We start from the raw sequence: 15,192 nt of genomic DNA, 5'->3' as shown, positions 1-15,192 counted from the left end.
ATGAATCATAAAAAAGGAAACTTTTTTATATTTCATGGCCTTTTTATGTTCTCTGTCTTAAAACGCTTCGAATTAATTCGGGGAGGATTTTCATTTTATGTTTTTCACACAATTATTTAAACCTGCGCCCCACGCGGAACGCTTACCAGCTGATCGCGTTGATAGCGAATACCGTAAATTACGTTTACAAGTATCTTAGGTATCTTCATCGGTTATGCAGGTTACTACTTTGTTCGAAAAAACTTTTCACTAGCAATGCCATACTTAATCGAGCAAGGCTTTAGTAAAGGGGAACTTGGGGTTATCCTTTCAGCAGTTTCTATTGCTTACGGATTAAGTAAATTTCTTATGGGTATCGTATCCGATCGTTGTAATCCTCGCTATTTTTTAGCAGCTGGGCTATTTTTATCAGGTATCATTAATATTATTTTCGGCTCATTTTCTTTCATTACAACGAGCATTATACTTATGTTTGTACTTCAGTTTTTAAATGGATGGGTACAAGGTATGGGATGGCCTCCTTGTGGTCGTACGATGGTTCACTGGTTCTCTATTAGCGAACGTGGTACAAAAATGTCCATTTGGAACGTCGCTCATAATGTTGGCGGAGCGCTTATGCCTTCCCTTGTAACATTAGGCTTATACTTCTTCGCAGATGACTGGAAAAGTATTTTTTACTTCCCAGGTATTCTTTCAATTTTAGTTGGTATTTATGTATTAATTACGATGAAAGATACGCCTCAATCTTGCGGACTACCTTCTATTGAAGAACATACTGGGGAATATCCACCAGATGAAAAAGTAAAAGATCGCGAACGCGAGCTTTCAGTAAAGGAAATTTTATTTAAATACGTATTAAACAATAAGTTTTTATGGTACATCGCTATTGCGAACGTTTTCGTATATTTCGTACGTTACGGCGTTGTAGACTGGGCTCCTACTTATTTAGTAGAAGAAAAAAGCTTTACTCATAGTAGCTCACGTACTGCTTACGCTCTATATGAATGGGCTGGTATTCCAGGTACACTTCTTTGCGGATGGATGAGTGATAAACTATTTAAAGGACGTCGTGCACCTGCTGGTATTTTATTTATGGTTGGTGTATTTATCGCAGTTCTTGTTTACTGGTTAAACCCTCCTGGTAATCCAATGGTTGATAGTATCGCACTTGTCGCAATTGGATTTTTAATTTACGGACCGGTTATGTTAATTGGTCTACACGCTCTAGATTTAGCACCAAAGAAAGCTGCTGGAACTGCAGCAGGCTTAACTGGATTCTTCGGTTACTTAGGCGGAGCAGCTTTCGCTAGTGCAGCTATGGGCTTTATCGTAGATGCATTCGGATGGGATGGCGGATTCATCTTATTACTTGCATCTTGCGTACTTGCAATGTTCTTCCTTGCTCTTACTTTAAATACAGGGTCAGTAAAATCAAAACAAGCTTAAATAATATATAACAACCATAAAAATAGCTCTTAGCATTTACATACATGCTAAGAGCTATTTTTTATTTTCATTGCTGTTCCTACTAATGATAACAACCAATTCCTTCCCTACTATAAGATTAAAAGATTTGATGAAACACCTTTATTAAAACAGCTAACGTAACAGATGCAGCAAATCCCCCTAAACAAATAAGACTGACACCTTGGCTATATGACAAATTTTGAAATGATTTCATTGCTTCCATCCTCCCTATCTCCCCTTTGATACTTTTATTTTACCAATGGGAAAAATTTCATAACATCGATTTCTCTAACAACTAACTTACAAATTTGTAAGTTAACATCTTTTCAACTTATATATCTAGTATTTCCACAAATAAGAGTCATTTATACATAAAAAAAGACCTCAGTTATACTAAGATCTTCGTTACATTCTATTTCATTTTACAATCATCACTGGACATTTCACACGCTTTGCTATTTTATGACTTACACTTCCCAGCACCATTTCTTGCAGTGTATTGAGCCCTCTACTTCCAGCAATGACAAGATCTATATCTCCTGTATTTACATATTGAACAATTGTATCTCCAGGATCACCATGTAATATCGTAATTGTATAAGAAATGTTCTCTTTCTTTAATAAACCTTCAATCTCTTTTAATTTATCTTTTCGACTAGCTGATATTGTTTCTAAATCTGTTTGACCTTGTATAATATCTGATTTTGCCGTTCTATTATCTACTACGTACACAACTTCAACATTTGTTTCTTCGCTACATTTTGCAATATATGTTGCATGTTCCGCTGCTCGAAGTGCATGTTCAGAACCGTCACATGCTAATATAATTTGTTTGTACATATGCTGAATCCCCTTTTCGTTATCCTACTCGTATTATATAATAAAGCCCCCTAAAAAGGAGGCTTTTAACTAGCAATTCTTTTATTATAAGTAGCTAAATTTGCAACAAGTTTTGAGCTACGTTCATTTAATCCTGTTATACTTACTTTCACACCACTTTGTTCATACTTCATGATAACTTTATCAATTGATGCCACTGCTGAATCATCCCATACGTGCGCATGAGTAAAATTCATTTCAATTTCTTTTACATCTTCATTAAATGAAAAATTAGTTATGAAATCGGCTGTAGATGCAAAGAAAAGTTGACCGTGAATTTCGTATATTTTCTTATTTTCAATATATAAATGTTTCACGTGAATCTTTGCCATATTGAATGCAAATAAAACTGCACTAATTACTGTTCCGATAATTACACCTAATGCTAAATTATGTGTAATTAGGACAATCACAACTGTTACGATCATAACAAATGAGTTTCCTTTTGGTACTTTATGAATTGTTGTTACAGAGTTCCAATCAAACGTTCCGATTGAAACCATAATCATAACTGCAACTAAAGCTGCCATCGGAATATGAACGACATAATCTCCTAAAACGAATAGTAATACGATTAAAAATCCGCCCGCTACAAATGTTGATAGGCGACCTCGTCCACCTGATTTAATATTAATAACAGATTGACCGATCATTGCACAACCTGCCATTCCTCCGAAGAAACCAGCAACAATGTTTGCGATCCCTTGTCCGCGTGCCTCTTTATGCTTATTACTTTCCGTATGCGTCATATCATCTAAAACTGAAGCTGTTAATAATGATTCTAGTAAACCGATAATTGCAAGCATAACTGCATACGGTAAAATAATCCCTAATGTCTCAAGTGTAAAAGGCACGTCAGGAATACTAAAGAACGGTAATTCTTTCGGCAGGCTTCCCATATCTCCTACTGTTTTCAACTGTAATCCGCTCATAAGTGCAATACTCGTCACAATAATAATTGAAATAAGCGTAGAAGGTACAACCGTTGTAATACGTGGAAATAAATATATAATTGCAAGTCCTAATACAACGAGTGCATACATTTGCCAAGTTGCATTTTTAAAATGTGGCAATTGCGCTGTAAAAACTAAAATTCCAAGTGAATTTAAAAAACCACTCATAACAGATTTCGGAACAAACTTCATAAATGAGCTCAGTTTGAACACGCCAAAAATAATTTGGACAATACCTGTTAATATTGTTGTAGCAAATAAATATTGCAAACCATGATCTTTAACAAGCGTTACCATTAATAATGCCATTGCACCTGTTGCAGCTGAAATCATTCCAGTTCTCCCGCCAACAAATGAAATGGTAACTGCAATACAAAAGGCTGCGTATAGTCCAACTGTCGGATCCACGCCTGCAATAACAGAGAAGGCTATCGCTTCAGGGATTAACGCTAAAGCAACGACAATTCCTGATAACACGTCCCCTCTCACATTAGAAAACCAGTCATTTTTTATCGTTTGAAACAAAATACCACTCCTCTACTCCTTTATAATTTGATTTTCTCCATAAGAAAATCTAGCCGACTGCACGAAAGCTATTATATAACGAGTAGAAGATTTTTTGCTATGTAAAAGTTTCCTAAAGAAAAAGACACTACCTTAGTAGCATCTTTTTTCATTTCATTAATGTCCACCGTGTCCTTGACCACTTTCCTGAACAATTTCTAACCTCTCATCTAGTATTCCTTGTGTTTCAAATGAAATATCACTCGTACTTCCTAATAAGAAACCGTGATTATATGGTCCAAGTGTTGGATCATCTTTAAACTTCGGCTGAATGCTTGCAAGGAAGTCATACACTGGTTGTGAAGCTTTACCTTCTTCTAATAATACAACAGGTGCATGTTTACCCATATGTGAAAAAGGTGCCCCAGCAACTGCTAAATCTGGTGTTTTACTTGAAACAAATGATAAACCGTGACCAGGTTTTGTGAATCCCCAGCCAAATTTTGTTTTTTCATCTTTAAATTTAGCGAACGCAATCGAGTTTTCTGTAGGGGTCTCTCCACTAATACGCGTTACTTTCCCGTATTTGCTTAGCTCTTTTTCTACTTCTTTTGAAACAATTTTTTCTGGCCCTAATACATATATATTTGCTTTATCTTTTCTCATTTTTAGTGCCTCTATTGTCGCTTCTGGCACTTTATTCTTTTCTGTATAGAGTAGTGGTTCCGGCATATGAGAAATCCAATTTACAGCGGGGGTTGTATATAAACGTCCTTCTTCTGCAGACGAACCGATAATAACACTATTTGGGTAGCTTCCTGTTATATCGGCATACTCCTTATCAACATCCTTCGCAAATATAGCTGGGTCCGTTTCTTTTATTTGTTTTACTTTATAACCTTTTAATTGTTCAAGCGCGCTAGTACCTACATCTCCCATCACCATAATTTGTGTTCCATCTTTCGTTCCGATTGGATTTAATCGTTTTATTTCTTTTAACGTCATTTCCGGTATCTTTTCTTTTTCTATAAATAAAATCGGCCCGTTATTCGGATGATGAATAAGATCTGCACTCGCAATACCTAATTGCCACTCGCTTGCTGGTACTAAAATAACAGCACCTGGCTGGTTCTCCTTATGAGTTGCTGGCCATATCGTTTGCGAAGTTAATACTGCCATTTGCGAAGGATCATTTGTGTTTAATCTCGTTACATTTTTTAAACTTGTCGTTAATAAATCATTAGATGCACCTTGGTTCATTTCTTTTGGCGCCGTTACCTCCTGATTCATTTTCATTTCCTTTTGTTCTGTTTTCTTCTCTTTTGTAGATTCATGGTTTTTATGGTCTGTATTCGTTTGTCCGCATGCAGCAAGACCAACTGCTGTAATTATTGTTATCCCAAAAATTCGGGTCATTTTTTTCACTATACCGCCTCCGTATTAATCATTTTTGAGCCAATATGATTACCTAAAATGTAATTTCAACTCCACAATAACAAGCAATTCTGAAGAAATTATGCAGACACATCATAATCTGCACCATTTCTTCATGATTTTGCATTACACTTTAAGTAACGATTATAAATATGGAGGGCTCTCTATGATTGATATACTGCTCGTAGACGATGAACCGAGAATGCTTGAATTATTAACGCTTTATCTTACACCAATTGGATATAACTGCGTATGTGCGACTTCAGGAGAAGAAGCTATTTTACATATAGAAAATCGAAACTTTAAATTTGTTTTACTCGATATTATGATGCCAAAGATGGACGGATGGGAAACGTGCAAAAAAATCCGATCTTTTAGTAACATTCCTATTATTATGGTTACAGCTCGTGATCAAACAGTAGATGTCGTTCAAGGATTAAAAATTGGAGCCGATGATTACGTAACGAAACCTTTCCATGAAGAAGAACTTTTCGCAAGAATTGAAGCCGTTTTAAGACGTACAAATGAACATAAACAAATCCAATATCACGGTATTGTATGGGATGAAACAAAACACTTCGTTTCTGTCCATAATGAAGAACTCCTTCTCACACCAATTGAATTTTCTTTACTCGGATTATTTTTACGCCATGTGAACTACGTATTAAACCGTGATCAGCTCATCGAACGAATTTGGGGATTAAACACAAATACAGAAGATCGCACAGTCGATTCACATATTCGTAATTTACGTGATAAATTGCGAAAAGCAAATTTTCCTATTGATCATCATTTAAAAACCGTGTATGGAATAGGTTATCGATGGATTGATACTGAACAGTAAGGGGCAAAACGATGAAACGAATTTCAATTCAATTCGGATTTTATTTTTTAATTGTTACACTTTTAATTGAAAGTGTTCTCTTTATTTTGCTCTATTATAGTCTTGTAAACACTAGAGTAAATGAAGAAATGACAGCTTTATTAAAGCGAGGAAATAGTCATCGAGATGTACTTGAAAAATATTACGATGAGCAAACCATCTCTCACGTAGCATTAATGGAATCTGAAGCTGAAACAACTGTCGTTATTACAAATGCAAATAAAGAAATACTAGCTAAATCTAACGAAATAAACACGACTATAAACGATCATATTAGTAAAATGCAAACTCGAACAGACCATAATGGAGCGATTATAGAAAATCATTGGAAAACATCTAATTATATATGTACAGTTAGCCCCATTGTAGTAGATGGAAAACATGAAGGCTATGTGTACATGTTTCTTGGAACAGAATCAATTGAAAAGTTAGTTAATGGATTAACGAAACAATTCATTATTGCTGGTGCCATCACATTTCTACTCACAGTCATCACAATTTTCCTATTATCACGTTTATTAACAAAACCATTGTTACACATGAAACATGCAACTGAAAAAATGAGTAAAGGCGATTTGTCCGTTTCGTTAACGACTACTCGTAATGATGAAATTGGTGAACTGGCATCATCTATTCAAACGCTCGCAAATGATTTGCATTATATGAAAACAGAGCGAAGTGAATTTCTAGCAAGTGTTGCTCACGAATTACGAACACCGTTAACATACGTAAGAGGTTATGCTGACATTGCTTTAAAAGAAAGCACCCCTTCTGAACAACGTTTGCGATATTTATCAATTATAAAAGATGAGTCTGATTACATTACAAACTTAGTTCAAGATTTATTTTCACTTGCACAAATGGAACAACATAACTTTTCTATTCAAGTAAAGGAAGTGCATTTACACACCTTCCTTACGCGTATATGTGAAAAAGTAAACGCCATGTATAAAGAAAGGTACAGTAAAGTTTCTTTCTCTTGTCCTCCTACACTGCTAGTAAACTTAGATGAACAACGATTCGAACAAGTTGTGGTGAATATTTTAAATAACGCTTATAGACATTCAAAAGAGCATTCTCATATAAACATTTCTGTTACAGAAGAACATAAACATATTTCCATTGCAATTGAAGATGAAGGCGAAGGTATTCCACCTGAAGACCTCCCTCACATTTTTGACCGCTTTTACCGTGTCGATAAAGCAAGATCACGAGCTACAGGTGGAACTGGTTTAGGACTATCTATCGTGAAAGAAATTGTAGAGCTACACGGCGGGACGATTACTGTCACGAGTGAAGTTGATCATGGATCTTGTTTTATCATTTCATTACCATCTGTAAAGAAACACGACTACCATCAGTAGTCGTGTTTCTTTATCATTTTACTTTATAATATAAATTTACAAATTGCCCAAAACGTTTCGTATCCGTCAAAGTTAAATTAATTTCTGGGTTCTTGTCTTGAAATAACGGAACTCCAGAACCTAATATATGCGGTGTAATCGTAACAACATATTCATCAATTAGATTATTCTTAAAGAATTCTCTCAGTAGCTCTCCTCCACCAACCATCCATATTTTAGATCCTTCTTTTGCTTTTAACCTTTTTGTAAACTCCACTACATCTTCATTTACAAACTCTACATTTCCGTCTGAACCTTTTTCTGAACGAGAAAAAACATAACATGATTTATCTAAGTACGGGAATGTTTCCGTATGCTCTACTACATAGTCGTACGTTTTCTTTCCCATAATTATTGTATCAATTGTTTCATACATTTCTGTATAACCGTTATCTCCCTCTCCTTCTGTTTCCATTAACCACTCTAAATCATCATTTTCTTTCGCAATATATCCATCTAAGCTCGCCGCAATAAATAAAACTATTTCACGTGACATATCTTTTCCTCCTTGCATCTCACCTTGATAACATATGATGTAAACAATATACTAACAATAAAACATGACAATTTATGTCATGTTAAAAAGAAAAAAGGTGATACATTTGTCAAAAGCTAAACGCTTATTAGATATTCTTATATTTGCTTCTGCCAAAAAGACATTTACAGCGCAAGAAATAGCTGATGAATTTAATATCTCCGTTCGTACTGTCCATAGATACATTTTAGATTTAAGTGATATGGGGTTGCCCATTTACGCAGAACAAGGCCGTAACGGCGGCTATAAAGTATTAACGAATAGAGTAATTCCGCCTATTTTATTTACGGAAGAAGAAGCAGTCTCTATCTTTTTTGCTTTTCAATCTTTAAGTTACTATCGCGACTTACCTTTTAACACAGAAATCAATTCCGTTACACATAAACTGTATAGCTCCCTACAACATGATGCAAAAACGAAAGTTGATAAAATACGTTCTTACATCGCTTTTTGGAATCCGAAGCGCACAATTGATACACCTCTTTTAAACGAAGTGTTAACCGCGGCTATTGAAAATAAAAATTTACACTTTCAATACAAATCTAAATCGGGGTTAAAAACAAAACACGTTCATCCTATCGGTGTATATGCTCATGACGGGCTATGGTATTTACCGTCCTATGACTTCAGTAGAAAAAAAGTATTACTGTATCGCGTTGATCGTATTCTTTCTATATTATCAACAGAAGAAAGTGAAAGTACGTTCATGAATTTAGAAGAATGGTTTGACTCTAGCTCTAACGTCATAAACATTCCTATCCAGTTACATGTTTTATTAACGACAGAAGGTGTGCGCCAATGTAAAAGCGTGCCTTACCTTGAAGAATTCGTTGTAGTAAATGAGGACGGGACAGGATATATACATTCAACAATTGATAAAGGTGAAATTAATTTTATTACCCCTTTATTTTATAGGCTTGGAAAAGATGCAAAAGTGTTAGAACCGAAAGAATTAATAGATGGTTTACGTATACGTGCGAAAGAAATTTTACATATGTATGAAGACGAAAAAAGCTGCTAGATGTAAGCAGCTTTTTAGTCTCTTTGTTACTATTGACGAATATCAATCCACCAACGATATGATGCATTCATATTTTCAGTACTTCCATTCCCTCTGTAATGGAAAGCATCAAGGAAGATTGAATCTAGTTTATCCTCATCTACAAAATAACCTAAGTTAACTTTCACCGTTTGTCCTGGTGTGATACTGCCAATATTGTAAAAGCTTTTCCCGTCTCCATGAGGCTCTAAATAATCAACTTCGCCCGTCATAATATTTTTTTCTGCGATTCCATCTTTCCCAGCATACTGCCATGCATTTCCTTTATCTTCAAGAACTTTTATAGATGGAGTCATATAGATTTCTTCTGTCGCCTGTTTACCTATATTTTTCACTGTTGTTGTCAGGTAGACAAATTTAGGATGAATTAATTTTGATTCTACTAATTGATCAATTGAATCTTTACCATTTCCAATTTTATATTTATCCCTTCTATATGGTATCAATTTTCCAGCTTGATCCAAAGCTTGATTCCTGCTTAGTATTCCTAAGCCCATTTCATTAAAGTTCTCTTGTTTAAAATCTTTGATTGAATCAAAGGCTTCAACTTTTTCTATCACATATTCAATTTGACTGTTATCCATAGATATCGTTACTGGAACCTTTTGCCCTATATGAAATAGTCGTTTGCTATCCTTCTTCAAAGGAATTACCTTCGTTGTTTTACTTTCTTGGCTAAAATACTTTTTATCATAATCGCTTATATATGATGACTTTTCTTTTGACGTGGGCTCAAGTGAAATGCTCCCTAGCACATCTATCATTTGTTCTTCGTTTATATCATTTCCAATATAACTTTGTAACATAATTCCTTCTTCCTCAAAATAGAGAAAAATTACTCTATTAAACATTAAATCTTTATTACCATTTTCTCTATGAACAATTACTGCCTTCTTACCATTTATCTCTTTTTCTTCATAATTTTTCGAGTACAGAGTTGGAAAATCTGAATTCCCTCCTACTCTCCAAAGAACGAATGAAAATCCACCCATTGCGTAGTTATCTTTAAAGGAATATTTCATAGCAGAGTCATCAATTGCTTCCATATTTTCTGGCAATTTACCAATCTTCAACTTATACCACTGATCACTCTTTTTCGAATCCTTATTTGTTAAGGAAACATTTACTTCGTAATTTTGTTTCTGAACAATCATATTATAGACTTTTACTGCACCAAAAACGGTTGTCGGCATACCAATCAATAAGCAAGCAGCAGCGATTAACATACGATGTTTTTTACGCTTTTTCTGTGGTTGTCCATTTTTCAGCTTCATTTCCTCCATAAACAACTTCTTTTTGCGCGTATATGTATGTGAAAATTCATGTTGTTCTTTGAGTTTATCAAAATCATCTAAAGCAATTTTTTCAGCAAGTTCATATATTTCTTTGGAGTTCTTTGAATTCGTCATGTTTTATACCTCCTATCATATTTTGGACTCGTTTTCGAGCACGCTCAAACTGCTTGCGGACATTGGCCTCGTTTATCCCCATGACACTTGAAATTTCTTGATACGTTAAGTTATAGAAGACTTTGTACTTAAACACCTGTCTATTAGACTCATTTAACTCTTTTAACAATGCATCAATTTGAACCTCGGACATTACACGTTTTTCCCACTCTTCAATATTTTCATCTACTGCTTCTGTTGATTCTCTTTCGTATTCTTCTAAAAATGTTTCATGTCGTTTGTTTTTCCGGTAACTATCAATCGCCTTGTTTTTCGCGACCCTCAAAATGTAGCGTTTAAGCTCTTGAGTAGCCAAGCTATGGAGCTTTTCCAAGTTCTTATAAAGAGTAATAAACGTCTCTTGAACCGCATCTTCAGCCTGTTGAATATTATTTAAAATAGAATACGCTACATAATAAATCTTTTGTTCATACAACTCATATAGCTCTTCCATCTTTTCATAATCGTTGTTTGTAACTTTCATATAATCCCTCCTCTCACTCTATATAACGAATAAGCGCTATACTTTGTGACACTGCAAAATCTTTTTATGTATAAAATTTAATAATAGAATAAACAAAAGCCCAATTTCTCTATTTTAACTGAGAAATTGGGCTTTTTAATATTAGAATTTTCCTGACCGCTACGCCTTTTCAGTAAGCAGCATATGCTCTATCGCTTCTTTTAACAAATTCTTTGTCTCTTCCAAGTTATGATTCTGCTTTTCTGCTGGCTGTACCATATAAAACTCAGCAAACGAACGCTCTTTATATCTTGGTACGACATGCATATGATAATGTGTTAACTCGTTAAATACTCCACCATTTTGACAAACTGTAATTCCGTCAGGTTTATATAATACCTTAATCGCTTTTGCAATCAGCTTAGAAGCATCCATAATGGATTTTGCTACAACATCATCTAATTCGTCTACTTCTACAACATGTTGCTTTGGCACAATTAAAGTATGTCCTGTATAGAAAGGTTCATGATCTAAAAAACATGTTACATAGTCATCTTCATATATTTTATATATTTTTTCCTCTTCATTTGCTAATTTACAACCTAAACATTCCATCATACTTTCTCCCTTTATTAAAAACATAAAAACGTGAGAGCCGTATTCTCACGTTTTTATGTTTCATTTTATCCCGCATTAACGGGCAGTAAGATCCCTATCTCAAAATTCTGCTGTAAAGCAAAGAAGTGAAATAGGAGATCAACTGCCCGTAAAAGCCCGATTGGTTCAACTAGTAATCAGTGGGGGATAAACACTCCCACTGATTACAGTTTCACTTTATTAATTCAATTGTTTCCGTAACCTTTATACTATCTTTTACAGATTGAACAATCGTACAATTTTTCACTGCAAGTTGCAGCGCCTTGTCCAGCTGCTCTTCTGTAATGTTTTGCGCTTTAATTTTATAGTGCAAATGAACACTTTCAACTGGCTTCGATAAAGCTTCACTTCTACCAATTTCAGTTTCGATTGTAAACGTATCATATGTAATACGTTTCTTTTCTAAAATTGTTCGAAAGACAATTGCACTACATCCTGCGATAGAAGAAATGAGTAATTGTAACGGTGAATACCCGTTTTCTTTTCCAATCGCTAATTGACCATACGATAAATCTGCTTCTATATCATCGTGTTTGATTGTTAGTTTCATTTGTTTTTTCCATCTCCACTTTCATCGGTTTCTGCCGTTTCTTACTAATATAATAATATATATAGCAGAAAATGATAAATGGAATACCACAGTATAACGCCATTCTTTGTTCAGGAATAAACGCTAAACTAATAACAACAATGCTATTTGTAATTAAGGCTAAAATCGGGACAATTGGGTATAGTGGTGTTCTATACTTTAAGTCCTCTAACTTTCCTCCGCCTTTTATATACTGACTTCTAAAGCGAAGTTGCGATAGAGCAATAATGATCCAACTTGAAACAGCCGATAAACCAGCTATCGATAATAAATACATGTATACTGTATCTTCTGCAAGGAAACTTGTGAATAGAGATAATCCAGCTACCGCAATCGTTACGACTAGCGCTGTAATTGGAATACCACGCTTATTTACTTTCTGGAAGGAAGTTGGTGCCATTCCCTCATTTGCAAGTGACCATAGTATACGCGTCGCTGCATATAATCCAGAGTTCGCTACAGATAATAACGCAGTAATAATAACAAAGTTCATAATATCAGCTGCGTATGGAATACCAATTTTATCAAATACGACTACGAATGGACTTTCAATTACGCCTGCTTCTTTCCAAGAAATTAATCCTACTAAAATCGTCATTGTTAAAATGAAGAATAACATAATGCGCCATACCGTATTACGAATCGCACGTGGAATTGTTTTTTCTGGATTTTCACTTTCTCCCGCTGCAATCCCGATTAACTCTGTTCCCTGGAACGAGAAGTTAACTGTAATCATTGTAAGTAATACGGCAGCTAGTCCATTCGGGAATAATCCACCATCGCTTACAAAGTTAGAGAAAAGAGGTGCTGCTTCTTTTCCGTCATATGATATAAACCCTAATAATGCACTACCACCAAGAACAACAAATGCAAGAATTGTAATTACTTTAATACTAGAGAACCAAAATTCTAATTCAGCATAACTTTTCGCCGAAATTGCGTTTGAAGCATATAAAATAACGCCGAATACAAGGCACCATACCCAAACATCAACATTTGGAAACCATCTTTTCATCATTAAACCGATTGACGTTAATTCTAGTCCTACTGTTACTGCCCAGCCAAGCCAATATAGCCAGCCGATCATAAAACCCGTTCCTGGTCCAATAAACTTCGTCGCATACTTTTGGAAAGATCCTGAAACTGGCATTGCTACCGTTAACTCTCCAAGACAAAGCATTGTTAAATACATAATAAATCCGCCTACTAAATATGAAAGGATGGCTCCCCCTGGTCCAGCCTGATTAATGGTGTAACCTGAACCTAAGAAAAAACCAGTCCCGATTACACCACCAAGTGCGATCATAAATAAATGTCTACTCTTCATCGTACGATGTAATTTCTCATTCGTTGGTTGCTGCATCTAAATCCTCCCCCTACCATACCCCTATATCCTGTTAAAATTTTCTGATAATAAAAATATACACGAAAGCGATTACATTTTCTATATAAAATTAAAACTTTTCTGATAAAACAATATAAAAATCGAATTATCGCAAGATTTAGATTCTATTTAGAGGAAAATAAGGAGAAACAAGGAAAAAACCCTTACATATATTGTAAGAGTCAACGGAGTTCTAATCTTCTCGATAAAATTGATAAACTATAATTTACTATAAAGTACATACAAGCTACTACTATAAACGTCGGAATCATGTAATTCACATTTTGCCCGCTAATAATTTGAGCATTATGAATAAGCTCTGGTAGTGATATAACGACTGCTAGCGCTGTATCTTTCAGCAATGAAATAAACTGACTGACAAGTGGCGGGACCATTCTTCTTAATGCTTGTGGCAAAATAATATGCCACAGCGCTTGAACATACGTTAATCCGGAAGACCTCGCTGCTTCGATTTGCCCTTTTTCGATAGATAATAGACCACTTCGAACAATTTCAGATATCATTGCAGCTTCAAATATTGTTAAAGCAACAATTGTAGCTGTTATAATTTCTAATTTCAAGCCTGCTTCTGGAAGTGCAAAATACGTGAAAAATATAATTAACAGTAGTGGTAAGTTTCGAATCACTTCAACGATAATTCCTAATATTTGTGAGACGACAGGTATTTTCGTGTAGCGCAATATTCCTATTACACTACCGATAATAAAGCTAAGTACAATTGCTACGAGCGCTACCTCTAACGTTATAAGTAATCCTTTTAATAAAAATAGAATATGATCCCCTGTAATTGCTCCCTTAAAATCCATTTACACCGCCTCCTTTGCTAAGCGTTTTTCTAAATAACGCACTAGCATACTGAGCGGAATTGTTAATATTAAATAAAACATCCCGACAAATATATAAACATCAAACGTAACAAACGTCTTCGTTGAAATTAAATCTCCTTGATACATTAAATCAGCACCAGCAATAATTCCAAGTATTGAAGAGTTTTTAACTAAATTGAGAAATTGATTTCCTAAAGGAGGGATTACGATTTTCATCGCCTGGGGTAAAACAATATAATACATTCCCTGTACATACGTTAATCCTGAGGAACGTGCTGCTTCCATTTGACCTTTTGCAACGGATAAAATACCAGCGCGAATTACTTCTGCAATAAAAGCTGCCGTATATACCGTAAGCGTAACTGTTCCTGCTACAAAACCATTTAAAGTAATTCCTATTACAGGTAAAGCAAAATAGAATATAAATGCAATTAATACAAGTGGAATATTTCTTACAAACTCCACAAAAGCTGATCCTATCCAATTTAAAATGCGAATAGGTGCAATACGCATTACTGCCAAAATTACTCCTAAAATAAAACTACCTATCAATGCAATTACACTAGACATAACTGTATATTTAAACCCTTCTAAATACATATCAATGTTATTCGTTAATATAGAAAAATCAGGCACATATTCTCCCCTCTTTCTTTACAAGAAGAGGATGAGTACTCTCATCCTC

At 34.9% G+C, this 15,192-nt stretch carries 15 protein-coding genes and 1 pseudogene; 4 read left to right on the top strand and 12 right to left on the bottom strand.

All coding sequences use genetic code 11. The features are described 5' to 3' along the window. Nucleotides 1-97 precede the first annotated feature (97 nt). Nucleotides 98-1,446, top strand: a pseudogene (gene glpT, locus V6946_RS03270) (glycerol-3-phosphate transporter). 118 nt (nucleotides 1,447-1,564) lie between these two features. Here glpT and V6946_RS03265 read toward each other — a convergent pair. From V6946_RS03265 to V6946_RS03250, 4 genes are all read right to left on the bottom strand, one after another. Beyond that, on the bottom strand, nucleotides 1,565-1,681 hold the full coding sequence (locus tag V6946_RS03265; protein WP_000834733.1) for a DUF4027 family protein: 117 nt from the start codon (nucleotides 1,679-1,681) through the stop codon (nucleotides 1,565-1,567). A gap of 203 nt (nucleotides 1,682-1,884) precedes the next feature. Continuing rightward, nucleotides 1,885-2,307 (bottom strand): universal stress protein, encoded by a 423-nt coding sequence (locus tag V6946_RS03260; RefSeq protein WP_000277999.1) that lies wholly within the window; start codon nucleotides 2,305-2,307, stop codon nucleotides 1,885-1,887. A 65-nt stretch (nucleotides 2,308-2,372) separates the two neighbouring features. Then, nucleotides 2,373-3,824, bottom strand: a complete 1,452-nt coding sequence (locus V6946_RS03255; RefSeq protein WP_000487920.1) for a SulP family inorganic anion transporter — start codon at nucleotides 3,822-3,824, stop codon at nucleotides 2,373-2,375. A gap of 156 nt (nucleotides 3,825-3,980) precedes the next feature. Next, a complete protein-coding gene (locus V6946_RS03250; protein WP_006918012.1) occupies nucleotides 3,981-5,228 on the bottom strand; it encodes a hypothetical protein in 1,248 nt (415 codons plus the stop codon). Nucleotides 5,229-5,403: 175 nt separating this feature from the next. Between V6946_RS03250 and V6946_RS03245 the strand changes: the two genes are divergently transcribed. Together V6946_RS03245 and V6946_RS03240 are read left to right on the top strand one after the other, a co-directional pair. Continuing rightward, a complete protein-coding gene (locus tag V6946_RS03245) occupies nucleotides 5,404-6,081 on the top strand; it encodes a response regulator transcription factor (protein WP_006918011.1) in 678 nt (225 codons plus the stop codon). An 11-nt stretch (nucleotides 6,082-6,092) separates the two neighbouring features. After that, nucleotides 6,093-7,484 carry a HAMP domain-containing sensor histidine kinase gene (locus V6946_RS03240; RefSeq protein WP_006918010.1) on the top strand — a complete coding sequence of 464 codons (1,392 nt, stop codon included), beginning with the start codon at nucleotides 6,093-6,095 and terminating at the stop codon, nucleotides 7,482-7,484. A gap of 13 nt (nucleotides 7,485-7,497) precedes the next feature. Here V6946_RS03240 and V6946_RS03235 read toward each other — a convergent pair whose 3' ends face one another. Then, entirely contained in the window at nucleotides 7,498-8,019 is a 522-nt protein-coding gene (locus V6946_RS03235; protein ID WP_000085783.1) for a dihydrofolate reductase family protein, read from the bottom strand. Nucleotides 8,020-8,083: 64 nt separating this feature from the next. Between V6946_RS03235 and V6946_RS03230 the strand changes: the two genes are divergently transcribed. Beyond that, nucleotides 8,084-9,079, top strand: coding sequence for a YafY family protein (locus tag V6946_RS03230; protein ID WP_196812991.1), 996 nt, complete (start codon nucleotides 8,084-8,086; stop codon nucleotides 9,077-9,079). A gap of 29 nt (nucleotides 9,080-9,108) precedes the next feature. Here the strand turns inward: V6946_RS03230 and V6946_RS03225 are convergent, their stop codons facing one another. The 7 genes from V6946_RS03225 to V6946_RS03195 all read right to left on the bottom strand — a co-directional run bounded on the left by V6946_RS03225 (nucleotide 9,109) and on the right by V6946_RS03195 (nucleotide 15,143). After that, a complete protein-coding gene (locus tag V6946_RS03225; RefSeq protein WP_000185120.1) occupies nucleotides 9,109-10,527 on the bottom strand; it encodes a DUF4367 domain-containing protein in 1,419 nt (472 codons plus the stop codon). After that, complete coding sequence (locus tag V6946_RS03220) at nucleotides 10,493-11,050, bottom strand: RNA polymerase sigma factor (protein ID WP_000869271.1); 558 nt, start codon at nucleotides 11,048-11,050, stop codon at nucleotides 10,493-10,495. Before V6946_RS03220 ends, V6946_RS03225 begins: the two co-directional genes overlap by 35 nt. 159 nt (nucleotides 11,051-11,209) lie before the next feature. After that, on the bottom strand, nucleotides 11,210-11,671 hold the full coding sequence (locus V6946_RS03215) for an HIT family protein (protein ID WP_002023251.1): 462 nt from the start codon (nucleotides 11,669-11,671) through the stop codon (nucleotides 11,210-11,212). Between the two features lie 187 nt (nucleotides 11,672-11,858). Then, nucleotides 11,859-12,236, bottom strand: coding sequence for an OsmC family protein (locus V6946_RS03210; protein ID WP_006918002.1), 378 nt, complete (start codon nucleotides 12,234-12,236; stop codon nucleotides 11,859-11,861). Beyond that, nucleotides 12,211-13,638: an amino acid permease gene (locus V6946_RS03205; protein ID WP_001187097.1), complete on the bottom strand. Its 1,428-nt coding sequence runs from the start codon at nucleotides 13,636-13,638 to the stop codon at nucleotides 12,211-12,213. The genes V6946_RS03210 and V6946_RS03205 overlap by 26 nt, the downstream gene beginning before the upstream one ends. A 203-nt stretch (nucleotides 13,639-13,841) precedes the next feature. Beyond that, nucleotides 13,842-14,486, bottom strand: a complete 645-nt coding sequence (locus V6946_RS03200; RefSeq protein ID WP_000345978.1) for an amino acid ABC transporter permease — start codon at nucleotides 14,484-14,486, stop codon at nucleotides 13,842-13,844. Next, nucleotides 14,487-15,143, bottom strand: a complete 657-nt coding sequence (locus tag V6946_RS03195; RefSeq protein WP_006917996.1) for an amino acid ABC transporter permease — start codon at nucleotides 15,141-15,143, stop codon at nucleotides 14,487-14,489. It abuts the gene before it with no gap. Between the last annotated feature and the right edge of the window lie 49 nt (nucleotides 15,144-15,192).

This window comes from Bacillus sp. PPSBB_2, from assembly GCF_045291115.1.
GTDB classification, from domain to species: Bacteria; Bacillota; Bacilli; order Bacillales; family Bacillaceae_G; genus Bacillus_A; species Bacillus_A cereus.
Note: the sequence above shows the minus strand (reverse complement) of the source record. Positions and strands in the feature narration are given on the sequence as shown.